General features: G+C 59.4%; 22 protein-coding genes. 14 read left to right on the top strand and 8 right to left on the bottom strand.

Annotated elements, in window-relative coordinates:
• Nucleotides 1-16: 16 nt before the first annotated feature.
• Nucleotides 17-895, bottom strand: coding sequence for a 3-keto-disaccharide hydrolase (locus ACQY7R_RS07885; protein ID WP_428305058.1), 879 nt, complete (start codon nucleotides 893-895; stop codon nucleotides 17-19).
• 221 nt (nucleotides 896-1,116) lie between these two features.
• Between ACQY7R_RS07885 and ACQY7R_RS07880 the strand changes: the two genes are divergently transcribed.
• On the top strand, nucleotides 1,117-2,487 hold the full coding sequence (locus ACQY7R_RS07880) for a hypothetical protein (RefSeq protein ID WP_428305057.1): 1,371 nt from the start codon (nucleotides 1,117-1,119) through the stop codon (nucleotides 2,485-2,487).
• A gap of 9 nt (nucleotides 2,488-2,496) precedes the next feature.
• Here ACQY7R_RS07880 and ACQY7R_RS07875 read toward each other — a convergent pair whose 3' ends face one another.
• The 5 genes from ACQY7R_RS07875 to ACQY7R_RS07855 all read right to left on the bottom strand — a co-directional run bounded on the left by ACQY7R_RS07875 (nucleotide 2,497) and on the right by ACQY7R_RS07855 (nucleotide 8,142).
• Nucleotides 2,497-3,315: a dienelactone hydrolase family protein gene (locus ACQY7R_RS07875; protein ID WP_428305056.1), complete on the bottom strand. Its 819-nt coding sequence runs from the start codon at nucleotides 3,313-3,315 to the stop codon at nucleotides 2,497-2,499.
• 74 nt (nucleotides 3,316-3,389) lie between these two features.
• A complete protein-coding gene (locus ACQY7R_RS07870; protein WP_428305055.1) occupies nucleotides 3,390-4,103 on the bottom strand; it encodes a 3-keto-disaccharide hydrolase in 714 nt (237 codons plus the stop codon).
• 60 nt (nucleotides 4,104-4,163) lie between these two features.
• Nucleotides 4,164-5,261 carry an SGNH/GDSL hydrolase family protein gene (locus ACQY7R_RS07865; RefSeq protein WP_428305054.1) on the bottom strand — a complete coding sequence of 366 codons (1,098 nt, stop codon included), beginning with the start codon at nucleotides 5,259-5,261 and terminating at the stop codon, nucleotides 4,164-4,166.
• Nucleotides 5,258-6,661 (bottom strand): hypothetical protein, encoded by a 1,404-nt coding sequence (locus tag ACQY7R_RS07860; RefSeq protein ID WP_428305053.1) that lies wholly within the window; start codon nucleotides 6,659-6,661, stop codon nucleotides 5,258-5,260. The genes ACQY7R_RS07865 and ACQY7R_RS07860 overlap by 4 nt, the downstream gene beginning before the upstream one ends.
• Nucleotides 6,662-6,714: 53 nt before the next feature.
• On the bottom strand, nucleotides 6,715-8,142 hold the full coding sequence (locus tag ACQY7R_RS07855) for a sulfatase family protein (RefSeq protein WP_428305052.1): 1,428 nt from the start codon (nucleotides 8,140-8,142) through the stop codon (nucleotides 6,715-6,717).
• A gap of 496 nt (nucleotides 8,143-8,638) precedes the next feature.
• On the opposite strand from ACQY7R_RS07855, the gene ACQY7R_RS07850 reads away from it, so the two are divergent.
• The 10 genes from ACQY7R_RS07850 to ACQY7R_RS07805 all read left to right on the top strand — a co-directional run bounded on the left by ACQY7R_RS07850 (nucleotide 8,639) and on the right by ACQY7R_RS07805 (nucleotide 18,935).
• A complete protein-coding gene (locus ACQY7R_RS07850; RefSeq protein ID WP_428305051.1) occupies nucleotides 8,639-10,042 on the top strand; it encodes a neutral/alkaline non-lysosomal ceramidase N-terminal domain-containing protein in 1,404 nt (467 codons plus the stop codon).
• Nucleotides 10,043-10,069: 27 nt separating this feature from the next.
• The gene (locus tag ACQY7R_RS07845) at nucleotides 10,070-13,066 is read left to right on the top strand and encodes a PVC-type heme-binding CxxCH protein (RefSeq protein ID WP_428305050.1); all 2,997 of its coding nucleotides are present in this window, start codon (nucleotides 10,070-10,072) and stop codon (nucleotides 13,064-13,066) included.
• Nucleotides 13,067-13,182: 116 nt separating this feature from the next.
• Complete coding sequence (locus tag ACQY7R_RS07840; protein WP_428305049.1) at nucleotides 13,183-14,550, top strand: amidohydrolase family protein; 1,368 nt, start codon at nucleotides 13,183-13,185, stop codon at nucleotides 14,548-14,550.
• Between the two features lie 146 nt (nucleotides 14,551-14,696).
• Nucleotides 14,697-15,632, top strand: a complete 936-nt coding sequence (locus ACQY7R_RS07835) for a glucosamine-6-phosphate isomerase (RefSeq protein ID WP_428305048.1) — start codon at nucleotides 14,697-14,699, stop codon at nucleotides 15,630-15,632.
• 571 nt (nucleotides 15,633-16,203) lie between these two features.
• The gene (locus ACQY7R_RS07830) at nucleotides 16,204-16,551 is read left to right on the top strand and encodes an SIMPL domain-containing protein (protein ID WP_428305047.1); all 348 of its coding nucleotides are present in this window, start codon (nucleotides 16,204-16,206) and stop codon (nucleotides 16,549-16,551) included.
• On the top strand, nucleotides 16,548-16,898 hold the full coding sequence (locus ACQY7R_RS07825) for an SIMPL domain-containing protein (protein WP_428305046.1): 351 nt from the start codon (nucleotides 16,548-16,550) through the stop codon (nucleotides 16,896-16,898). Before ACQY7R_RS07830 ends, ACQY7R_RS07825 begins: the two co-directional genes overlap by 4 nt.
• Nucleotides 16,899-17,073: 175 nt before the next feature.
• Entirely contained in the window at nucleotides 17,074-17,667 is a 594-nt protein-coding gene (locus tag ACQY7R_RS07820) for a hypothetical protein (protein ID WP_428305045.1), read from the top strand.
• Between the two features lie 198 nt (nucleotides 17,668-17,865).
• Entirely contained in the window at nucleotides 17,866-18,417 is a 552-nt protein-coding gene (locus tag ACQY7R_RS07815) for a hypothetical protein (protein WP_428305044.1), read from the top strand.
• A 250-nt stretch (nucleotides 18,418-18,667) separates the two neighbouring features.
• Complete coding sequence (locus ACQY7R_RS07810) at nucleotides 18,668-18,763, top strand: PEP-CTERM sorting domain-containing protein (protein WP_428305043.1); 96 nt, start codon at nucleotides 18,668-18,670, stop codon at nucleotides 18,761-18,763.
• Between the two features lie 10 nt (nucleotides 18,764-18,773).
• Entirely contained in the window at nucleotides 18,774-18,935 is a 162-nt protein-coding gene (locus ACQY7R_RS07805; protein ID WP_428305042.1) for a hypothetical protein, read from the top strand.
• Between the two features lie 195 nt (nucleotides 18,936-19,130).
• Here the strand turns inward: ACQY7R_RS07805 and ACQY7R_RS07800 are convergent, their stop codons facing one another.
• Nucleotides 19,131-19,313: a hypothetical protein gene (locus ACQY7R_RS07800; protein WP_428305041.1), complete on the bottom strand. Its 183-nt coding sequence runs from the start codon at nucleotides 19,311-19,313 to the stop codon at nucleotides 19,131-19,133.
• 165 nt (nucleotides 19,314-19,478) lie between these two features.
• On the opposite strand from ACQY7R_RS07800, the gene ACQY7R_RS07795 reads away from it, so the two are divergent.
• The 3 genes from ACQY7R_RS07795 (at nucleotide 19,479) to ACQY7R_RS07785 (ending at nucleotide 20,574) form a co-directional block, all read left to right on the top strand.
• Nucleotides 19,479-19,721, top strand: coding sequence for a hypothetical protein (locus tag ACQY7R_RS07795; protein WP_428305040.1), 243 nt, complete (start codon nucleotides 19,479-19,481; stop codon nucleotides 19,719-19,721).
• Nucleotides 19,722-19,841: 120 nt separating this feature from the next.
• Complete coding sequence (locus ACQY7R_RS07790) at nucleotides 19,842-20,096, top strand: hypothetical protein (RefSeq protein WP_428305039.1); 255 nt, start codon at nucleotides 19,842-19,844, stop codon at nucleotides 20,094-20,096.
• 223 nt (nucleotides 20,097-20,319) lie between these two features.
• On the top strand, nucleotides 20,320-20,574 hold the full coding sequence (locus tag ACQY7R_RS07785) for a hypothetical protein (RefSeq protein WP_428305038.1): 255 nt from the start codon (nucleotides 20,320-20,322) through the stop codon (nucleotides 20,572-20,574).
• 410 nt (nucleotides 20,575-20,984) lie between these two features.
• Here ACQY7R_RS07785 and ACQY7R_RS07780 read toward each other — a convergent pair whose 3' ends face one another.
• On the bottom strand, nucleotides 20,985-22,229 hold the full coding sequence (locus tag ACQY7R_RS07780; RefSeq protein ID WP_428305037.1) for a HEAT repeat domain-containing protein: 1,245 nt from the start codon (nucleotides 22,227-22,229) through the stop codon (nucleotides 20,985-20,987).
• Nucleotides 22,230-22,456 lie beyond the last annotated feature (227 nt).

The raw sequence follows: 22,456 nt of genomic DNA, 5'->3' as shown, positions 1-22,456 counted from the left end.
TCCCCACGGCGTTCGCCTACTGTTCAGCCGGTGCAGGAGCCGGCCCGCCGTCGAGCGGATGCAGCTCCCAACGACGGAAGAACACTTCGGCCAGTTCCGTTTGCAGCTGAATCTGCCCGCTCGTCGGCGAGGCGTTGGAAGCTTCGTTGACCTTCACGCCATTGACGAACGTCGTGATTCGGTCGCCGTCGGCGAAAACGTCGATGCGCGTCCACTGCTGGCCAGGGCTATCGACGTCGTGCGGACCGCGAAAACCCTTCTCGTCCTTCCAGTCGGGATCGCGCTTTTGCCAGTTGATGCGGCGGCGGTTTGCGGTGCCGTAGGTTTCCATCTTGCCGTCTGGATCCCAAACCACTTCGCCGTCGCGATCGAGCGAAACTGGTGCGGTGAGTGACAGCGGAACCTGCTCCCCAGCTTCGTCCTTGCCGCTAACGAACACAAAATCGCCGACGCCCCCTTCGATAATTTGGACTTCGATCGAAGGCTTCCAAATTCCTTGATAGCCGCCATCAACACCGTTGCTGTGGACGAGCAGCCCCGTGTCGCGGGCGGAGTTCTCGCGGTCGCGCCAAGTCTTGTCGCCCCACTTGTACTCGAGGACGAGGTGATAGTTCTTGTAGGCTTGATTGGTGATCAGGCTACCGAGGCCGTCGCCGGTGACGTGAAGTAAGCCATCGGTTATGCGGAAGACTTGCTCCGGGTCGCTGCGTCCCGCGTCTTTGAGCCAGATGTAGCAATCGCCCAGCGTCTTGCCGTCGAAGAGAATGATCGGCTCGTCGCCAGGCGTGATCGCCTCGCGCGTCGCGCTCGGCTCGCTCGCCGGCGCCGCTTGCAGCGACGTGGTTGTCGCCACGGCGAGGATCCATGCTGCGACGATGAAGGAATGCTTTCTCATGGGAGCGAGTCGTTACTAAGTGATGGAGCCGAGCGTCGCCGCACGGTTTGTTCGACGTAGCGAGATCATAACGGAGCGCGCCACACGGCTCGCAAGATGTTGGAAATGTTTTAAGACAACTTGCAAGGTCGATCGCAATTCCTGGGGGCAAACGAACGATCTGGCCGTTATGCTCCGAAGTAGTGACGTCGCCGTTAGACTCAGTTTGGAGCAGAGCTTGCGTGAAAACGAAACTTCACTCACTTGCCGCCATCGTCGTAGCGCTGATGACGTGCCTCGCGGCTAGCGGCGGCGCTGCGGAACTCCGCATCGCGCAATTCGCAGTCGATGTGACGCCGCCGGTGGGAACGCCGCTTTGCTTAGGCTTGGTGCCGCGCGCCACGGGCGTCGACGATCGTCTCACGGCCCGCGGCGTGATTTTTCTGCCGGAAGGGCAGACGCCGGTGGCACTCGTGGCCGTCGATTGGGTTGGCATCGCCAACGGGAGCCACGAGCGTTGGCGCACTGCCATCGCGAAGGCTTGCGGTACGACTCCCGATCGCGTTGCCGTGCAGACGCTTCACCAGCACGACGCGCCTGGTTGCGACCTCGGCGCTGAGGAACACGCCGCCTCAGCAGGCCTGGAGGGAGAGTTGCTCGACCGCGATTTCTCGCTTAACGCGATCGAAGGCGTGGCAAAAGCTGCCGAGCAGGCGATCGCCATCGCGCGGCCTGCCACACATTTTGGATACGGACAGGGGCCCGTTGAACGAGTCGCCTCCAATCGGCGAATCTTGGGCCCCGACGGCAAGGTGGCCGAGCAGCGCATGTCATCGGCGGGCGAGAGATTGCGTGAACTTCCCGAGGGAACGATCGATCCCAATACTCGCGTCGTAAGCTTTTGGAACGACGACAAACCATTGCTAGCCCTCACGTACTACGCCACCCACCCGCAGAGCTATTACCGCACCGGTAAAGCGAGCGCCGACTTTGTCGGTATGGCACGCTCAGCGCGCGAAGCGGCGCTCCCCGACGTCTTCCACATCCACTTCAACGGCGCCAGCGGCAACGTGGCCGGGGGGAAGTACAACGACGGCACGCCGCCACGACGGACGGAACTCGCCGAACGCCTAGCAGCTGGTCACAAACGAGCCTGGAACAACATCCAAAAGACGCCGCTCCGCGATCTCGAGTTTGACTGGAAATCGCTCGAAGTGCAGTTGCCGCTCGCAGCATGGCTGCAGCGCGATGAACTCGAACAACTGCTGGCCGACAAGTCGGCGCCGTTGATCGATCGCCTGCAAGCGGCGCGGGGCTTGTCGTACCTCGACAGGAGCGAAGCTGGCCGGCCCATCGTGCTGAGCCGCTTGCGAATCGGCCCCGTCGACCTGCTGCACCTACCCGGCGAGCCGTTCGTCGAGTATCAGCTTGCAGCCCAAAAGCTGGCCCCCACGCGGTTCGTCTGCGTCGCGGCGTACGGGGATTACGGGCCCGGCTACATCGGCCTCCACCGCTCGTACGCCGAGGGAGGGTACGAAACGGGTCGGGCGTCGCGAACCGCGCCGCAAGTGGAAACGACACTGATGAGCGCGATTGAAGAACTAACGCGCTAACGCCAACCGCTAGTAGGTCTTCAGAAGCTCTTTCCAGCGCTTCCAAGCCGCCTCGCGGGCTGCTTTGTTTTCCGGCGTGCCGGCAGGATCTTGTCCGTGCCGCATGAAGCCATGCCCCGCCCCTTTGTACTTGAGCGGTTCGAACGTCTTCTTTGCATCGGCCATTAGCTTCTCCACGTCGGGAATCGACATGTTGATGCGTGCGTCGTTCTCGGCGTAGTAGCCGTACACCGGCGCCGCGACGCGCGCAACGCCTGCCGCGTCGATTGGCTCGTAACCGTAGAAAACCATCGCCCCGCTTAGCTTTGGATTCTGCGTCGCGTAGCGGAGCGACTGCCCGCCCCCCCAGCAAAACCCAGCGACCGAGACGGTCCCCTTGGCAGCTGGCAGTTTGATGACGTAATCGGCCGCCGCTGTGAGATCGGCCTCGATCTGTTCCGCCGGCAGCTTGGGGATCGCTCGCCGTGCGTCATCAATGCTGGCGAACGTTTCCGTTCCGCCGCCGCCAGGCGCCATCTCCGAGAGGAGATCTGGCACGATGGCGATGTAGCCCGCCTCCGCAACCTGATCCGCCATGCTCCGCATCCAATCGCTCATCCCCGAGATGTCGTGGATGAGCACGACCGCGTGGGCCTTCTCAGCGACTTCGGGATAGGCGACGAAGCACTCGACGTTGCGATCGCCGTGGGTGACGGTGACGTACTCCATGTGCCGCGGCGACGCCTCGATCGCCGCCTTGGCCCACTCTTGAGCACCGGCCAACGGCGCGCACGTGAGCACCGCGCAAGCGAGAATTCCCGAAATCCAACGGCGGCGAACGATCAACATACGACTACGAGCTCAGGGCAAAGTAGGAGTGGCAAAAGCGACGCTGCGAGTCGCCTCAACAATCGGGGGGGGGCCTACTCCACCTTCTCGCCCGGCTTAATTTCCCGGATGCGAATGTTGCGGTAGCGGACTTTGTTCCCTTCGTCGAAGTGCTTCATGTTCTCCACGGTCGGGTGGACTTGCAAGCCAATGTACCCCGAATCGGGCACCCCCTTGGTCGTCTCGGCCGTGTGCTGGAAGTCGGTGACAAGGTCGCCGTTCAACCAGAAGCGAATCCGCGACGGTTCACCTTCGATGCGGATTTCTCCTTCGTTCCATTCCTTTTGCTTGAACGATTTGATGCCGTCGGGGCTTTCATGGACCATCGACTGCGTCCACGGCAGATAAATCTTGCCGAACTGTCCGTCAGGGCGATTGTCGAGCGTCACTTGGTGACTCTTGCCATCCTCGCCCATGCGGAGAAAGACGCCGCTGTCGCTCGGGTAGTCCATGTTCACTTCGAAGCGGATGATGAAGTTGTCGTACTTCTTCTTCGTGGCGAGAAAGCCCCCCTTGTCGGGCGGAAATTGCTGGCCGACGATGACGCCGTCGACGACTTCCCACTTGCCGCCGACGTGGAACGTTGGCACGCCGGTGTGGGGCCACCAACCGTCGAGCGTCTTGCCGTCGAAGATCGAGACGAACCCATCTTCGCTCGGGGGCGACTTTGCTTCGTCGGCATGGCAGGTGCAAGCGGTCACGACCGCCAGGAACAGAGCGGACGCCAAGAGGCGGTAAGAAATCGACATGCGAAAGTTCTCCGTTTAACGTGCAACCGCCCAGTGGGGCAGTCGGATTACAAGTTCAGGTTAGCGAGGTTGCAAAGCGTTTTTGATCGCAGGTTCCAAGTCATCTGCCATGCTCATGAATCCCAAGTCGGTCGGATGCGTCCCATCGACGGTAGCGTCGCCGCCGTTGGCCGCCAGGTCAGAGCCCGCGACGAAATAAAGCTGCGTATCCCCCTTGGCCAGTCGATCTTGAATGATCTTCTCAACGACGCGATCCGCGGCAGCGACGCGCTCAGCCCGCGCGGCGAGTGCCAGCGAATCGGCGTACCGCGGCCCGCCCACCAACAAGATGGGCGTCGTCGGCCGCTTTGCGCGAATGATCTCCAGAAATTTTGGCAGCCGTTGCGCGGCTTGCTGGGGGAAATTGTTTGGCAGCGGATCGATGACGTAGAGCGCGGGGTCGAGTTCCGCGAGCAGATCAGCCATTTCCGGTTCTAGCCGGCCGTTGCCGGAGAACCCGAGATTGATCACGGGTCGCTCAAGTCGACGCCCCAAGATCGCGGGATACGCCATGCCAGGTCGCGACGCGCAGCCACCCTGCGTGATTGAGGTGCCGTAGAAGACGATCGGCGGCCGAGCGTCGGGCTTATCCCATGCGAATGATGCGTCCTGCGGAATGCCGAGCGCGAGCGACCCCACGCCATTGTAGAGCGGCAGGTACACCCGATACCGCTTCTCGCCGTTGCCAAGACCGACGGCGAGCATTGCTTCGTTAGTGGGGAACTTCGTCGGTCGTGCAGTCGCTACGAATTGCCAACGTTCCCCTTGCCGCACGTAAAGATCGACGCCGCTCACGCCCGTCGCCGGCATATGCGGCTTTGCAAGCTGAGGCGAGAGGAGCGTCCACCGCACCGCCAGCGAACCGGCGTCGGTCGTGAACTCAACGCTCATCCCGGCAGAGTCGCGCGAAAGCTTCCAGACTGGCGGCCGAACTGCTTTCTCAGCGACCGCTGGAAGGCGGTCGAATGGAGAGGCAGTCTTATTCCACCCCTTCCCTGCAATGAACTCCGTTTGCAGTTGATGCCAACTCAGCTCGGGCGGAGCAGCAGAAGCGTCCGAAACCAGCGAAGTTGCGAACAGCAGCACGCCAACGGTAGCGATTATTGGTAATAACTTCATGGCGCCTGCACCGTTTGCGGAACGACGACGCCTTTTAACTGAGCCAATTGCTTGGTCGCCGATTCGATCAATCGTTCGCCTGTGCCGGGGGCACAGCGCGTGGCGAGCACCTCCCGCGACCCCTCGGGGTACGACTTCAAGTTAGGGACGTAGCCGATGGCGCCGTTAGCTAGCGAGTGAATCATCGTGTAGCGGAATGGCGAAGCGTTCTTCAGGTTCATCCCGAGCTCGACGAACATTTCGCCGGGCAGCCCGACCCACGCCAACTCGTTGCCGAGCGCGATCACTTCGACGTCAGCTTCAAACGCCAGGCGATCGCCATCCGGCACGACGTCGACTTCACCATCGAAGTAGCGGGTCGAATTTTTCATCCGCACCCGCAGCACGGCGGTCTTCTCGGGATGGTAGTCGCACAATACCGTTTCGTGGCCAACGCGTAGCGGGGCGTCGCGAAGCGGTTCCAGCTTGGGGTAGGCTCGGAGCGCGGCGGCCGCGATGATCGTCCCGATGCGGGTCGTTTCGTGGACGCCCTTCTCGCGGCGGAAACGATGCGGATCGCTCAGGTCGTAGTGATTGACGTTCCCCGACGCCCCGCTGCCCCAAAAGACCAACATTTGCTCGCCATGAACCGCCTGCAGCATCCGCGAAACGGCGGCCGCCATGTCGGCCGACGGTTGATCGATTCCTAGCGTGTCGAGATGGATCGAGAAGTTCACCATGACGGCGAGCGGCTTTCCTTCACGGTTCTTGAAGGCCACCAAGCCAACGCTCGGGTCAGTCGGCCCCGCCGGACGTAAGACTTCGCCAAGTCGGTGATCTTCCCCTTTGAACGGATTGGCAGCCACCGTTCCGTCGCGCAGGTAGTAGCGGCGATTAAAACTCACAGAGTCTTCGACGCCGTAGCCGGCGTACGCGGTCGCCTCTTGCAAGTCAGCTTCGGCTGTCTTGACGCTTTCAGCGATCTTGGCCGGCAAGGCGGCGACGTACTCGGCGGCCTTGCGTTTCGCCTCGTCGTCGGCCTTGCCGAGGTACTTCAGCCGAATCTGCGGCGCCGTATGGGTGTGCGTTGAACTAATGATGACGGCGCCCGGATCGACGCCGGTCGTTTCGCCAATCAGCTTGCGAGCTTCCTGCGAAAGCCGCAGTGGCAAGCTGGTAAGATCGCAGGCCACGAGGGCCGCCTTCACTCCCCCCTGCTCTAGCACAACGGCTTTCACCTGCAACGGGTCGAGCGCTTGCCCCGCAAGCTTCACCTCGAACGGCGGCCGTTGCGGCGTGAGCATTGGCGTGCCGATCGGCGGCGTGATGTCGACGGCGGCTCTGCCCACCCGCAGCCCTTCCGCGTTCGCGAGCGCCATGCTGATGCATAGTACGAAGCAAAACGTCAGCAATTTTGTCATTTGTCGCATCATCTTGTTGTCGCTTCCGACGATTGTGGCAAAGCAAAACAGCGCTAGCGCGAGGCGGTTGATTCCAAGAGCTGCTTGAGCTCGCCCTTCATCTCCGCTAGTTCGCCGGCAGAGTCTGGATTATCAACGAGATTGTGAAGTTCGTATGGATCGCTCTGCAGATCGTACAACTCATCCATCCCTTGCTGATCGGTGAAGTGGATGTATTTCCAACGTTCGCCGCGCACGGCCTCGTATCCCATCTGCTTCATGCGGGGGAACACCGTGTCGGAGAAATACTCCACGAGCACAGCATGCCGCCAGTCGGCGGGATCCTCGCCCTTCAGGAGCGGTAGCAGCGAGCGCCCTTGGTATGCCGGCTGACTATCCCCGCCCCCCAGCTCGACGAACGTCGGCGCGAGGTCGATCGTTTGCACGAGCGGCGCCGGCTCGCTCGCGGCGGCAATGAGCGGCGGATATCGCATGATCAGCGGAATGCGAATGCTTTCTTCAAAGGCCAAACGCCGCTCAATGCTCAGGCCATGTTCGCCGTAGAAATAGCCGTGATCACCGGCCACGACAATGAGCGTGTTGTCGAGTTCGCCGCTCTCCTCAAGCGCCTTCACAATCTCGCCGACTCCCTCGTCGACGGCTTTGAGCATCCGCAGGCGATTGAGAATCACCGTGTCGCTGCTGCCGGTTTCGGGGCCGAGCGGCGGCAGGCCGTCGATTTTCTGCTGCAGCGCCGGCTTGTCGGTTGGCGGCACGCCGGCGCTGGGGCGGCGCGTAATTTTCGCGTCGCTGTAGAGTTCCTTGTGGCGAGGTGCGGGAATAAAGTTCGACAGGGTCGGATCTGATAGCTTGCCGTCGGGGCCTTGGTAGGTTTCGGGATGAATCGCCTTGTGCGAGAGGTAGAGCATGAAGGGCTTCGCGTGCTTGGCACGGAGAAATTTGACGCTCTCTTCATTCAGCACGTCCGTCACGTACCCGGTCCGCTGCACTTCCTTGCCGTCGTCGTTGACGACCGGATCGAACGACGTCCCCTGCCCTGTCAGGCAAAACCAGCGGTCAAAGCCCGGACGCTGGGTGTTATCGTTCCCCATATGCCACTTGCCAACATAGGCGGTCTCGTACCCCGACCGCTGCAGTTCCTGCGGGAACGTCTTAAGGCGGTGACTCTGCTCGCTCCGGTCTGTGTTATCTGTGATGCCATGCACTCGGGCAAACTGCCCCGTGAGAATGCTGCCGCGACTCGGCGAGCAGAGGGGCGTCGTGGCGAAGGCATTCTGGAACTGCGCCCCTTCGCGAGCGATGCGGTCGATGTTCGGCGTGCTGACAAAATCGTTGCCGGCGCAGCCCAGATCATCCCAGCGGAGGTCGTCGACCAAAATGAAGACGATGTTGGGCGCCGCGAACCCGAGCGTCGGGTGCAGCAGTACAAACGCCAACGTCGCTCCAAGAATTCTCTTCCACATCGTTCGCCCTTCTCGCATGGTATGGAATCCAATACTCGCGTTTCGATTGCCCGCCTTTCGTAGAATCGTCGCATCAGTCTCGTTTTTCAAGTCGTCGTCGCAGGCCGTCCCGGCGGTCGAAATCGCTGTCCGCAGGCCCAGTCTAGCGAGATCGCACGCCGCGTCGCCTGAGCGTTGAAGGGAAGTCGAAAACGTTTTGCAAAATATTGCAACCTGCGTTTTCTACCAACTCGACGCGCGGGGAGTAGACTGAGACCCATGCGACGAGCGTGCAATCGAATCGGTGCACAGCCGCGCAGATTATTTGCCTTCCGCCGTGAGGTTCGATTTGTCGACAACCGACGCTTCAATCGCCGCCGTTTCCTTCGCCGCCGCGCCCGCTCTGCCACGTTTTTATTTCTGTCTGTCAGTTGTGGATTCCTCAACGGCCAGTTCCGCTCAACGGCAGTCTCGGCGGGGCAGCACGAGACGCGGCGACGGTCGGTCCTTGAAAGACCGACCGTCGCTGTTTGCTGTGATTGTCCTCGCTCTGCTCGCCCTCTGCTCCACCAGTTCGCCGGCTGCAGCGGACGACTCCGAATCGATTTCCATCGGCCTGGCGGTCGTCGACGTCACGCCGCCAATCGGCCACCGGATGAGCGGGTACTTTTACGAGCGATTGAGTACCGGCACGGCGAACCCGTTGCAAGCCAGGGCGATTGTCTTCAAACAAGGGAGCGAGCGGTTCGCATGGGTATTTTGCGATTTGGTAGGCGTTCCCGCCTCGTTGACGTCGCAGGTGCGCATGGCAGCCGAAGCCGCCACAGGCATCCCGGCCGAAAAGGTGGTGATCGCCGCCACCCATAGCCATACAGGTCCGCTCTACTTCGGAGCACTACGCGACTATTTTCACGAACAAGCGATCGCGAAAACTGGCGTCGATAGGCACGAAGCGATCGACTACTCCGCCGAACTGGCGAAGAAGCTCGTCGAAGCGATCGCCGTTGCGAGCCAGAGCATGCAGCCTGCGGAAATCTCCGCATCATTCGCTACGCAACGAGATCTCGCATTCAACCGCCGTTACTTCATGAAGAATGGCTCGGTCATCACGAATCCGGGCAAGCTCAACCCCGACATAGATCGTCCCGCTGGCCCCACCGACGTCGAGCTCGGCCTGCTCCAATTTCGTCGTAATGGAGAGCCATTTGCCGGCCTAACAGTGTTCGGGCTGCACCTTGATACGACCGACGGCACCGAATACGCGGCAGATTTCCCTTTCTACCTTGAACGAGATCTGCGACGCACGTTTGGCTCGCAATATATTTCGATCTTCGGCATCGGCCCCTGCGGCGACGTCAATCACTTCGACGTCTCGCACGATCGCCCGCAGAAGAGTCATGAAGAAGCAGAGCGGATCGGCGCAACGATCGCCGCCACGGCGCTGAAATCCCTAGAAACGGCCCAGCCGCTCGACAAGCCAGAACTTGGTTTCGCCTACGATAGGATCGAAGTCCCGTTCCAGCAATTCACTGCAGCCGAAATTACCGCGGCGAAGGAGAACCTTTCAAAAGTTGGAACGCGCGAAATGCCCATAATGGAGCAAGTCGCAGCAGTCAAAATAGTAGGCGTTAACGACTACGGCGTCCGCTCGCTGCCGGTCGACGTGCAAGCGTTTTGCTTGAGCGATTCCTTGGCAGTCATCGCGCTGCCCGGGGAACTCTTCACGGAACTTGGGCTCGCAATTAAGCAGCGTTCCCCTTTCGCGAAGACGCTCGTACTTGAGCTGTGCAACGACTACCCCGGCTACATTCCGACGCGCCGGGGATATGCCGAAGGAGGGTACGAGCCGACCTATTCAAAGCTGGAACCAGGCGGAGGCGAGCATATGGTCGACGCTGCCGTGGCGTTGTTGAAAGAATTGAAAGGAACAGAGAAGTAACGCTTCTCTCGCTGCCTGATGCTCGCGATGGAACAACAACGTCGATTGTTCGCCCAACGACGGCCTCGCCATGGCTGGCGGTGGTTCGCTGCGCTAGCGGTGCTTTTACTATCTGATCAGGTCGACGCCAGTGAACCGCTAGCTCCGGAAGCCGCGCTCGTCGATTTCCGTCTTCCGGACGGCTATCAGATTGAACTCGTCGCTGCGGAGCCGGAGGTAGTCGATCCCGTCGCCGTTGCTTTCGATCCGCAAGGACGGCTGTGGGTGGTCGAAATGCGGGACTACCCGCTGTTGCCCGAAGGCGGAAAACCATCCTCGTGCATCAAGATTTTCGAAGACAAAGACCACGATGGCCGTTTCGAATCGGCTCGCGTCTTCGCAGATGGCCTGCTTTTTCCCACTGGCTTGCAGCTGTGGGGCTCGGGCGCCTTCGTGACGCTCGCGGGCGAGATTGCTTACTTCCCAGATGATGACGGCGACGGTCGAGCCGACAAGAAAGAGACCTGGTATCAAGGCTTCGCCGAGCTCAATGAGCAACTCCGCGCGAATCATCCGACGCTCGCCGCCGACGGCTGGATCTACGTGGCGGGGGGACTTCGCGGCGGGCAGATCAAAAACCTACGCCTACCCGACGCGCCGTCCCTCTCCATCAATGGTCGCGACTTCGCTTTCAATCCACGCACGGGTGAGTGTCGCGCTGTCAGCGGCAACGGCCAGTTCGGATTGACGCTCGATGATTTTGGTCGCCGCTTCACCTGCAGCAACCGCAATCCGCTGATCGAAGTAATGATCGAGCAGCGCTACCTCGATCGAAACCCGAAGCTCGTCCTGTCGCGCATCGTGCAGGACGCCGCCGCTGCTGGGGCGGACTCCCGCATCTTTCCTCGCAGTCGAGCAATCACTACGTCGGCCCAGCACTCCGGGCAGTTCACAGCCGCGTGCGGAGTCGAACTGAATCGCGGCGGCGGAGCGCTGCCGGACGCAGCGGCCAACGACGCATTCGTCTGCGAGCCAACGGCAAACCTCGTGCATCGCGAGCGGGTGACGTCTGACGGTTCCACTATGCGGGCTCGACCGATCGACGACAAGTCCGAGTTCTTAACGGCTACTGATGAGTGGTTCCGCCCAGTGAACCTCTCCATCGGCCCTGACGGTGCACTTTATGTCGTCGATATGTATCGTGCCGTGATCGAGCATCCGGAGTGGATGCCGCCGGAACTTCGCAATCGTCCAGATATGCACGATGGTCGCGATCGTGGCCGCATCTACCGTATTCGCGCCGCCGCGCCGCGAGCTGGAAATGCGATTCCAGAACCACTTACTTCGAGCGTAGCCGACGAACTCGCGTCACTGCTCGAATCACCCAATCCTTGGATTCGCGACACGGCGGCCAGAAGACTGCTGGAACTCAACGACGCCAGCGTCTTGCCCACGCTCTCGACGCTCGCGCGTGGGAGCTATTCGCCGGCCACTCGCTACGTTGCGATGCAAACGCTCGTCGCCATGGGCGGCATGACGCCGGCGATCGCCGCCCAGGCGCTGGCTGATTCATCGCCGGAAATCCGATCGCTTGGGCTCACTCTGTGCGAACCATTTTTAGAACATTCTCCCGAACTGGCGCGCCAGGCGATGGAGCTTGCCAGCGACGATGACGCCCGCGTGAGATTTCAAACGGCGCTCACCTCCATGTTTCTTCCCGCCGCCGAAGCGCTGCAGCCGCTCAAACAAATCGCAGCGGCCAGCGGCGACGACCTTTGGATTTGCCGCGCCGTCGCCTTGGCTTCACGGGAGTTAGCTTCGCCGTTGCTGCTGGCTCTACTCGATCAGGCATCGCCGCAACTTGCTGGGCAGGATGACGTTGCTGTTTCGCCGACGCTTTTGCGAGAACTGCTGCCAGCCATCGTTGCCAGTGGGAACGTGGAACAGGTCGCCGTCGTATTGGAGCGAGTCGACCGCGTGAACTCCCCCACGGCCCGCATGTTGTTGGAAGCTGCGAACGACGCCCTGCAACTCCACGGAACCAGCCTGCCAGCCGCGCTCGCGTTAGTTGCCGAGCAGAATAAGTCAGCCGTCGAGGCAAGTTTGCGCTTGTTCGACGAAGCGTTGTCCGAGTTCTCGACAACTACATCAGACGCCTCGGAACGCATCGCCGCAGCCAAGCTCTTGCGGTTCGATTCGCGGCCGACAACCGGCGCGGCGCTACTGGAAATACTCCAAGCGTCGCCACCGCCCGAGATCCAAACGGCCGCCATCGCAGCCTTGCAATCGCAAGCGACGCCCGCCGTCGCCGAAGCGATTTTGTCGTTGTTTCCCGAGCAACTTCCCGCGATTCGCCGTGCCAGCCTCGATTTGCTCTGCACACAGCCCGCATGGACGTCGCAACTGCTGACGGCCGCCGCAGACGGGGCGATCGAAGCGGCCGACATCGATCCTGCGCGCCGATTGCAGCTGATGCAGCACGCCGACGCCGATATTCGTCGCCAAGCGGAGCAACTCTTCGCCGCGCAACTGAAGAGTCGCGAAGAGGTTATCAGCCGGTATCAAGCGGCGCTTGAGCTGACCGGCGATCCCGGGCGTGGCCGCGAGGCGTTTGCTGTGAATTGTGCGAGCTGCCATCGCGTCGGCGATCAAGGAACTGCGATCGGCCCCGACATCGGCGACTCTTCGATGAAGACCTCCGCGCAGTTGCTCACCGACATCCTCGATCCCAACCGAGCGGTCGATGCCAACTTCGTGAACTACGTCGCGCTCACCTACGACGGCGTCGGTCATAGCGGCATCATCAGTTCGGAAACGTCAAGCGGCATCGTCCTGCTCGGAGCCGACGGCAAGCAAGTCGCCATCTTGCGAGAGGACCTTGAGTCGCTCACCAGCGGAAAGTCGCTGATGCCCGAAGGGCTCGAGCAACAACTCGATCTACAAAAAATGGCCGACTTGCTAGCGTTTCTCAAAACATGGCGTCATGCGGCTGAACTGCAAGCGGAACGTCCTGCGAAGATCGGCAGCGCGGCCATCACCCCTTAAACTGGATAGCATTGTGCGTAGTCAACGATGGTTTTGAGCACTACTATTTCTGCGCGTTACGCGATGATTCGATGAGTTCGAAGGATGTACGAGGATCGATTCAGGCGGATGATACGATGAATTACTTACGAATCACTTTTGTAGTCGCATTAACGGCGTCTCTCGGCGGTGCTGCCGGCGATGCACTATCAGCCCCGGCGCTGCTACGCGGCGGAAAAGTCCTCGTCGGCGATGGCAGCGTCGTCGTCAATGCTGACGTCCTCATCGAGGGCGATCGCTTCGCCTTCGTCGGATCGCAGGGTCGGAAGGACACTCCTACGGACGCGGACATCGTAGATGTCACCGGTAAAACGATCATCCCTGGATTGATCGCCGCGCATGCCCATATTGGTCAGGTCGACGGTCTGGAAAACGGCTCGGCAAATTACACACGAACTAACATTCTGCGGCAGCTTAAACAGTACGAAGCGTACGGCGTGACGACGCTCGGGTCGCTAGGGTTGAATGCGCCGCTGTTCTACGAGTTACGCGACAAACTACATGCCGGCGAACTGCCCGGCGCCGACATCTATGGAGCCGACCGCGGCATTGGCGTCGCCGACGGCGCCCCGCCGGCTGGGGCAGTCAAAGTTAGCGAGGAGCAGCTCGATCGACCCGCCACTCCCAAAGCGGCGCGAGCCGCTGTTCGCGCATCGGTACAGCGGGGCGCCGACCTCATCAAGATCTGGGTCGATGATTTCCGCGGCAGTCTGCCAGTAAAAATGTCGCCCGAGATCTATGCGGCCGTCATCGACGAGGCCCACGCTCAAGGGCTGCGAGTCGCCTCGCATGTCTACTACCTCGAAGACGCGAAGCGACTCGCCAAATTAAAAGTCGATGTGCTGGCCCACGCCGTCCGCGACCAACCTGTCGACGCCGAATTGATCAAACTGCTCAACGACAACAAGATCATCTACATCCCCACGATCGGCGTCGACGAATCAGCCTACATTTACGCCGATCGTCCCGAGTGGATGGGTACCACTTTCTTCCAACACGCGCTACAGCCTGCACTGCGCGAACAATTCGATAGCGCTAGCTGGCGCGAAGGCATTCTCGCGAACCGCAAGCTCGCTGATAGCCGAAAGGCGGTCGCCATGAATCAGCAGAACTTGCTCGCCCTGCAACGGGCCGGCGTACGACTTGGTTTCGGCTCAGATTCGGGCGCGAATCCGGTCCGCATTCCAGGCTTCGCCGAGCATCGTGAACTCCAACTTCTATGCGAAGCCGGGCTGACGCCGCTCGAAGCATTGCAAACCGCCACCGTTAACGCCGCGGCGGCGTTAGGACTCGACGATCGCGGCGCGATTGTCGCCGGCAAGCTAGCCGACTTCGTCATCCTCGACGCCGACCCGACCGAAGACGTCCAAAACTTCCAATCGATCGAATCCGTCTGGCATCGAGGAAAAAAAGTGAGCGGCGCCATCGAAGAATTTCAACCCTAGAAGAAGCCCGCCCAATTCCTATCGCGGGGGCGCAGCGTGCCCCAGCCTTTCCAGAAATCCACTACCGCCCCTCGCCAATATCCACTATGTCTACGATCTCAACTCCTCATCTGAAGCGACGACGCGACGCCGTAACCGAGGCGAGCATGACACGACCGCTCAGCAAAGTCGCTCCCGATTGGTGGGACTACACGACTCTCGACCCGGCAATCCTCGCCGACGCGGCCCGGTTGAACGAGCGCACGCTGAAGGGGCTCGCGCGGCCAGGCTTTACAATTCACCTCTACGACACTCTCGAAGAGTTTTACCTTGCCGAAGCGCTTGAATACATCGACGCTTGGCGACAAAGTTCTCCGGACAATCCGACGGGCATCTGCGGACCAATCGGGCCGACCGAGCAGTTGCCGCTCGTAGCGCGAATCGTCAACTCGATCGAACTCAACCTGAGCAAGGTCGACGCTCATTTCTGGGGCATGGACGAATGGGTCGAAGCGGGACGGCCTGTCGGTATTGACCACCCGCTGAGCTTCGCTCGTGCAGACATGGAGCTATGCTTCAACCGCATCGACCGCAAGCTGCGACCGCGTCGCGAGAACATCCACTTTCCCACCGGCGACCTGAAGGTGTTCTCGGATAGCTTCGATCAGTTCCGCTGCGCCGTGATGCAAGGAGGCCAAGGCGAAGTGAAGCATTGGGCGTTCAACGATCCGCTGCCGCGCAGCGGTAAGTGGAGACACGAACCGCCGCCAGCCGCGGAATATCGCAAACTGGGCGCACGGATCGTCGATCTTCATCCGATGACGGTCATCCAGAATGCGCGCACCAGTGGCGGCGGACAGGTTGCCAGCATCCCGACGAAGGCCTGCACGGTTGGACCGCGCGAAACCTGGAAGTGTGATCGCGTTAGCATCTGGCAAGCGGGCTGCCACGACAACCCCTTTGGACAACGGCTGACGGCGCTGATGGTCTCGAAGCGGCTCGTGTGCACCTCAGTGCCGATGTCCCTCCTTGCTGACCATAGCGACGTCCATTTTCACTACTTGCGGTCAGGCCTGGGGGCCGTGGAATCTGCGATGCACTAGACCGGCCGAATATGTCGTTTCGCGATCCCCAGTTTATGCGCGACTCGGGCGACTGAACTCGCTGCGGAGCTCCCATCTCACGTGGCGGCTGAGTGGCTGAGGCACAGCCAAATCGTCGCCCGAGAGAACTACTGACAAGTACGGGCGCCGACTTCGAGAGGTCCGCAAGGGCATCTGCACCGGCGGTGCAGTCAGCATCAGCAGCTGTAGAGGGCAGTACCGAAGAGTCTAGCGGGCACGCCGACTCAGAAATTACTAGTCAAAACGACTCGTTGCGTCAGTGTACTAGTGTCCAAGTGGGCGGCACAGCACTCGAACAAACCGCGAATTCCTCGAAGAAAACCATAGTAGAGGTAACGACCGACGCGCCAAACGACGCGCAGACGATCGAACTCGCCTTGCTTGCGAAATGGTGGTCATCTCTATCCCCAATTACACGCGGAGAAATGCTGAAGCTTGCCATCGCTGATAGGTACTCGACTTGAGTGCATGCAACTCCGGCCAGTAGACTGATCGCGGAAGAGGTTCGGGTATTCACCGCACTGCTTTGGTAGGAAAAGGATCAGCGCGCATGGAAGCACAGCAATACGTCGAGATAACTGGGGAGGGGAAATTCACCGAGACTGCGTCCCAGTTCGTCGCCGAGGTTACGGTTGAAATTCGAGCTGCGAAAAAGGAGACAGCGCTCACCGAGGCGGGGGAGTATTGGAAAGAAGCTGTTGCCCATCTGCGAATGAACGGGATCGCAGACGAAGAGATCGTTGAGGGCGGCCTGAGCTGCCTAACGCCGTGGTACTCGCGTAAGAATGTTGGCGAAACAGCCTCTCGCACGATAATTCTAAAAGTTAAAGACTTTAGTCGGCTCAGCAGAACGCTCGAATCACTCGAACCGTTGCGTGGCAACGAAAGACCTCCATGAGTGTTGACCTTAGGCAGCCAGTGTTCGATTCGGAAAGCAATATTCAGTCTTTTGCGCTATCAGCGGCCTACGACGACGCTAGGACTAAGGCTGAGTCGCTCGCCAAGCAGATGGGCGTCATACTTGGCGACGTGTTGCGAGTGGAAGAGGGGCCGTGGTCTCAGCGTAGGTCGGGCTTTGGCGGCGACTATGATTGGAACGGAGATGGCGGCCGATTTGGCGTCATCATGGGTGCACCTGCGGCCGTAGCCGGAAGCGCCTCGGTGGGGGGCGATGAGTTCAGTCCGGCCAATCCGAGTCGCGACATTTGGGTGAAGTGCAAAGTTAGATTCGGTATCCGCAATTAGTCGCGACTGAATTGAGCCAAATCCCACCGCCCTGCCCTGCTAACGTACCGACCACCCGTTGTCGTCCAGCCAGTCGACACCGGCTTCGGCAGATTGACGTTCGTTGAACCGAGGGATTTGCTAGAATGTGTGTTTCATTTACGTCCCGAATACCGGACCAGCGAACAGTTGCCAAATGACTATCCGAGGAATAGTTATTCTCGTCGTCGGTCTTTTGCTGAGTGATTCGGCGGTTGGGGAGTTGCTACAACTCACCAGCGGCCAAGCTCTGAGACTGGACTTCGAGCTTCATGGACCCTTCGATCAGGAGCCTGATGTTCTGTTTTTAGGCTTTGACAATAGTGTGATCGCGAACTCCGTAGGTACTGTGTCTTTTTCGCTATACATCGAATCGAAACTGCTTGGTGTCACGGTGAATTCTTTGGTCGGCCAGATCAATGGCCCCGTCGGCTTACACCCCGCTGGTCTATGGAAGTCCTCGATGAGTTCATTTACTTCCGGGACACCAACGATTGTTGACTTTGGTTCCGCATTCTCTGGCTACAGAACAGGTAGAATTGAGTTGGCCATTGAATCAGGCGATCTCTTATTCAATCCAGAGGGCTTACAAGTGGTGTTGGTGATCGCAAATGACTTCGCTGGCGGCACTGTCGTTGAGCCGCTGCCACGAATTACTTCTGTCGCGATAGTTCCCGAACCCGCAGGTGCGTTGCTCGCCATGCTGGCGCTTATCGGCTTAGCATCGCTTCGCCACCGGGCAGTCGCCTGATCGCCAATTTGTCCCCACTCTTCTCCGCCAGCTACAATCGCGCTCAGCCGAAACGCTCGCCGCCGGCTGCGATCCGCAAGACGCGGTCTCGCTCCGTGGACACCGCGATGGGCCTCATTGAAGTGAGTAAGGCAGGGAGGACCGTCGCCAGTTCTCTAGGAGGAGCTGGCGACGGTCTTTTTTTGGAAAGGGAATTTCATGTCGGGTAGCGACTCTCAAGCGGACAAGCCAGTAGGTCAAGTTTGCAAGCCGCGCACTTCAAATCTGAGGCGATGGTCATTGCGTGCGATGATGCTTTTAGTGACCTGCATCGTGATTGCTAGCGCACTAGCTGGCTACCACATACAGGTTGGAAAGCGTCAAGCGGTGGCGATTGCTAAGATTGAGTCGTTGGGCGGCAAGCCCCTACGCACCATACAACGCGAAGACGTGTTCTACACGGCTGGGAAGATTCCCGAACCGCGATGGGAGTGGTTTCACGATTTCCTCGGAGAGGAATACTTTGTTTACGTGCCGTACGTTGACCTTACTGACCGCTCGGTAACTGAGGATGCTTTGGTTGAAATGATACCGTCAATTGAGACCTTGAGACTCAAAGAGGGGCTCAACGAGGTAGGCAAGTCCTACATCGCGCTGGATGTGACGGGGAACCCTAATCTTGGCACAGAGTTCATTGAAGAGATTCGCAATCGACTTCTCTATTGCAAAGTCATTTCAAGACTTACATCGCCTACGAATTCTTATAAATAGTTTTGTCTGCTTCTGTAGCCAACTATCACAACGTCACCGGCATCCCCAGCAACGCGGCGACGACGCTCGTTCCCGATACTGCCAACCACAGCGTGGAGGGAAAGACCTGCGTTAAGCATCAATTGCGTCCGAATTTAGGATGCCTTTGACAGCGTCGGCGGTGCGCGAAGGGCGGCTCACAGCCGGTAAAAGTCGTCGAGTAACCGGCGGGCCTTTTGCTTATTCAATCTTGTGACGTACGCGATTCTGTTTGGCTGGCCAGGTTGTTACAGTCCCAGAGCCCTCAACTATCGCACTGAGTGCCTCGGCCCTAGTCGCCCTCGCAGCGGTCCGACGTCGCCAATAACCCCGCCGCCATGCAAGCAATTAGCTGCTCTATCGTCGTTTTGGCAGGCTCCATCCTCTGCTCGGCAGCAACGCTCGCCGGACTCAATCCGGTCGTGTTCGTGATCGGACTTGGGGTGCTCGTCATCGGGCTCTACGGCTGGGCGCTTAGTTGCATTCGGCCGAACAAATAACCCCGCCGCCTGCCAATAATCTCGCATTCACGCAAGAGAACCTCGGAACTACCATTTAGCAGATGCGGTTGTCATTCACTTGACGCTATAAATGCCGCTGTCGCCGCGTTGCACGCTCCTGCGGCGAATGGACGTTGTGAAGCTGACGACCGTACCGGGCTGCCCCTCGGTACGGCGTCACTTCGCTGCAGGTTGCTAGCGCCGCTTCGCTCGGAACGGAATCACATCGCGCTTCACGCGCACGCGTCGAGCGTCAGCAGCCACACGCTCCACTGCCGCCGGGCAGCAGTTGTCGAGAAAGATCGGCTCGCCCCCGTCAGCCTCTTGCATCAGCTGGTTGGCTAGCTTGCCAGATTGCTGCTGTGAATCTCGCAGCACTTGGTTCCATTCTCTTGCGTATGGGGGCGGAGATTCACACTAGCAAGGCCATGGCTCGGGCCGCATCTGCTGGTGCGCAAATACCGAGTTTTTGCCCTCAGAGAATCCCGGCGCGCCGCTTGCATCTTCTATCGCTCGACACACCACCGAGCACAGAGGCGGACCATGGATACCGAAAAACTATTCCCGCTCGAATACCAGGGCAAGATGATCGCTTGCAAATCAGCCGACGATCGAAAGCTGCTACAGTCGGCAATTCTTCTAGACGGTCATCGGTCGGATTGCGACCAGTACCCCTCCGCCGAACTCGTGCAGATGAGCAAGGTTTGCGAGCGATACGAACTCACTGCGCTCTCGCAGTTGACCGCTGAATTAGCAAAACGCTGCGATGAGAGCGAACGCCCCTAGCCATCTACCTTGTTGCCCTGTGCGGGATGGTGCCCAGGGCAACCGGTAGTCGGTCCAGTTAGGGACGCTCTGGAGAGCTGGTGGCTGGGCCGACTGTCACTTTTTAGAAGTGCTGCACCTATGCCCCCCGACACTTCACGGCAGATCGAGATATCCGGACGGACAATCGATTGCGACTCTATTGCCGACCGAAGTCTGCTAACTCAGGCGAAAGCAATCATCAAGAATCGCGAGGCTGCAGAGCAGTTGTCAATTGACCGGCTACACGCAATCTTCGACGCGTGCCGGCTGTACGCTCTTGGTGCAGCGCAGCACGCCCTCCGAGAAGTAGTTGCGGACCGCCTGCCCTCCCCTGCCCGCGACGAAGAAGAGTAGTCGATCGCAGAACGGGCGAATCGTTCAATCCCGAAGCATTCGTGCTAGCAAGTCCTAGCAGCCCACCTCACGCGCTCTCGCGGCTCGATGGTGAGTGTGAGAGGTGGAGACGCACGAGCGGCGAATCTGTGCGGTCCATTTTCCGAAAGTAGTGCCAGCGCGACGCGACTGGTACACTCGTGATTCGCTCGTTCGCACTTTTCTAGCCAGAGGCGTTTACTTCATGAAGACAAATACACCCGCGTCCAACAAGTCCCCGATGGTGGCTTTCTACTATGCCGCGGCCGTAGCGGCGATTGCGCTCGTCGCGGACATGTGGGGTTACGCTGCGACGGGTGCGCGTGGAGTGGGGATGACTGCATACCTCTGCTTTATGCCGCTGGCGTTCATGTTCGTTTGCCATCAGGCGGTATTACAAAAGAAAGAACTGGATGCTCTAAGAGACGAAGTGGCGAAGCTGCGGACCGTTGATGCATAATTCTCCCCATGCCCCGCCCCCGCTTCACACTCCGCGTTGCACTAGCCGTCACGGCGATCGTGGCGGTGGTAGCCTGGAAATACAGCTTCGTATTCCGCCGAGTCCAAGCGATGGACGCAGGCCACCACACGTTCGTTGTATCTATGCCGCTTCCTGGACCTAACTCGCCAGACTCCACGAAAGTGGGCTGGCTACGAGATCTACTGGGAGATCGGATGATACATTCGATCTACGTTGCACCTGGCGAGAACAAAACAACGGAAACGGCACGTCTGCGAGAGTTGTTTCCGGAAGCTAAGATCGACCCTCCGCCGCCTGAGTACACGTTCTAGAACGCGAGTTAGTGTGTTGAACGAATTCGCTCATCCCTGCGGGCGGCTAAGACAGCGCGAAGCGTTGCCTCTGACTTCTTAACGAGGGGATGTATCCTGCTTGGCAGCCGTTGGCCTGTCTAACGCCTCCCTCGCGTATTTTTGGATACTGACACTCGGAAAGCCTTTCGCGACCTCCTCAATTGCGGCTATCGCCGCGTGAGAAGGGTGTTCCAACGTGCTGATTGCATAGATCAACCTGTTTACTGGCTCAAGTGTTCGGTTGCCGATGCGTGCATCGTATGGAGGGGGGGCAACCGCCATCGTCGCCAGCTTCTTAAGAGCGTCCACCATGTGCTTTTCGTCTTCGGGATTCGGCCCAATCGCCCGCAGCAGCTCCAGAGCCTGGGCCGCCATCCAACTCTCTGAATCAGCAAAATGGCTGTAGGCAATCTCCCGAGTGTCTGGTAGGCCGAGGCTTTTCAGAATCAGCATGGCAGCGTGGCGGCTCCTACGGTTGGGAGATTTAAGAGCGGTGCGGCAATGTTCTACCAAGTCCGCCCCCCCGATCGCGACAGCAGCCTGCCAAGCTGGGGTGAAGGCTTTGTCGTGATCTCCCATGGCCTCAAAAAGCGCGAACAGACCTGGAAGCGCTCCACGTGCCTGGGTGTCAACTAGGTCTCTCATGAATAAGCGATAGAATGGTTCTGGATTGACCATCCTGAAACTCTTCATTTTCTCCATAAACTGCTCGTCACTCATGGTCGGCGATTGCTGCTTCCAGTAGCGCCGGAGGAGGCCGCCGCCGGGGCGGCCACCAGAGTGCAATCGCAGAAAATCCTCCCACGTTTTGTAAGTGAACTCTTCAAGCGATTTACCTCGCAGGAGAGTAAACGCCAACTTGTCATTCACCACGAACTCGACGTTGCCTTCCCACTTTGGAAAGCTCGCCACAAAGAATCGCGGCGCATTCCACATCCCGGTTTTTATGCCAACTTCTGGTATCTCCTGAGTAATTGCGATGACAAGCGAGTCGCCAGCGATTGCGACTGCGTCAAGCGTTCTCTCGCTTCCGTGCCAGGAGGTAAGGACTATTAACGAGTTACTCTTGAGATTAATCTCAGGCAACTTCGGGATTAGCAGACGACACCGCTCCCACTCCCAATCATCTTCGATAAGAAACATCCTATCGGTCCCGCCGAGCCGATGGATTCCCTTAGGAATACCGTCGAGCGTGCCGATCCGCTCGAAATCGACCGGTTTGTGTGAAGTCTCACAGCGACCGCTGTGCATTCCGATGTTGGCGGCTACAACGATCGAAAAAATAACTAAGTGTTGTCTCATGCCCCGCATTCTACCCCCGCCGCTCCCCAGCGAAACCAGACCTAGCCGCCGGATTCCGGGGCGGGGTTAGCGAGGAGCACGGAAGGCCTTCATGAGAAGCACTGCCAGAAGCAAATACCCAACCCAGACGAGCGCCAACGAGTTCAGCGCGGGGTACAGCCACGCGGCCAATGCAACGATTGGAGTTATCACGAACAGGAAGGTGCGGAGAGAGAACTGGAATCCAG

This window comes from Lacipirellula sp., from assembly GCF_965279485.1.
In the GTDB taxonomy this organism is placed as follows: Bacteria; Planctomycetota; Planctomycetia; order Pirellulales; family Lacipirellulaceae; genus Lacipirellula.
This window is presented reverse-complemented; position numbering and strand designations above follow the sequence as displayed.

Bases quoted from the DNA above. Each gene is read 5' to 3' on its own strand.
- ACQY7R_RS07885 (WP_428305058.1), bottom strand. From the start codon at position 895: ATGAGAAAGCATTCCTTCATCGTCGCAGCATGGATCCTCGCCGTGGCG.
- ACQY7R_RS07875 (WP_428305056.1), bottom strand. From the start codon at position 3,315: ATGTTGATCGTTCGCCGCCGTTGGATTTCGGGAATTCTCGCTTGCGCG.
- ACQY7R_RS07870 (WP_428305055.1), bottom strand. From the start codon at position 4,103: ATGTCGATTTCTTACCGCCTCTTGGCGTCCGCTCTGTTCCTGGCGGTC.
- ACQY7R_RS07865 (WP_428305054.1), bottom strand. From the start codon at position 5,261: ATGAAGTTATTACCAATAATCGCTACCGTTGGCGTGCTGCTGTTCGCA.
- ACQY7R_RS07860 (WP_428305053.1), bottom strand. From the start codon at position 6,661: ATGACAAAATTGCTGACGTTTTGCTTCGTACTATGCATCAGCATGGCG.
- ACQY7R_RS07855 (WP_428305052.1), bottom strand. From the start codon at position 8,142: ATGCGAGAAGGGCGAACGATGTGGAAGAGAATTCTTGGAGCGACGTTG.
- ACQY7R_RS07845 (WP_428305050.1), top strand. From the start codon at position 10,070: ATGGAACAACAACGTCGATTGTTCGCCCAACGACGGCCTCGCCATGGC.
- ACQY7R_RS07840 (WP_428305049.1), top strand. From the start codon at position 13,183: ATGAATTACTTACGAATCACTTTTGTAGTCGCATTAACGGCGTCTCTC.
- ACQY7R_RS07835 (WP_428305048.1), top strand. From the start codon at position 14,697: ATGACACGACCGCTCAGCAAAGTCGCTCCCGATTGGTGGGACTACACG.
- ACQY7R_RS07830 (WP_428305047.1), top strand. From the start codon at position 16,204: ATGGAAGCACAGCAATACGTCGAGATAACTGGGGAGGGGAAATTCACC.
- ACQY7R_RS07825 (WP_428305046.1), top strand. From the start codon at position 16,548: ATGAGTGTTGACCTTAGGCAGCCAGTGTTCGATTCGGAAAGCAATATT.
- ACQY7R_RS07820 (WP_428305045.1), top strand. From the start codon at position 17,074: ATGACTATCCGAGGAATAGTTATTCTCGTCGTCGGTCTTTTGCTGAGT.
- ACQY7R_RS07815 (WP_428305044.1), top strand. From the start codon at position 17,866: ATGTCGGGTAGCGACTCTCAAGCGGACAAGCCAGTAGGTCAAGTTTGC.
- ACQY7R_RS07805 (WP_428305042.1), top strand. From the start codon at position 18,774: ATGCAAGCAATTAGCTGCTCTATCGTCGTTTTGGCAGGCTCCATCCTC.
- ACQY7R_RS07795 (WP_428305040.1), top strand. From the start codon at position 19,479: ATGGATACCGAAAAACTATTCCCGCTCGAATACCAGGGCAAGATGATC.
- ACQY7R_RS07790 (WP_428305039.1), top strand. From the start codon at position 19,842: ATGCCCCCCGACACTTCACGGCAGATCGAGATATCCGGACGGACAATC.
- ACQY7R_RS07785 (WP_428305038.1), top strand. From the start codon at position 20,320: ATGAAGACAAATACACCCGCGTCCAACAAGTCCCCGATGGTGGCTTTC.
- ACQY7R_RS07780 (WP_428305037.1), bottom strand. From the start codon at position 22,229: ATGAGACAACACTTAGTTATTTTTTCGATCGTTGTAGCCGCCAACATC.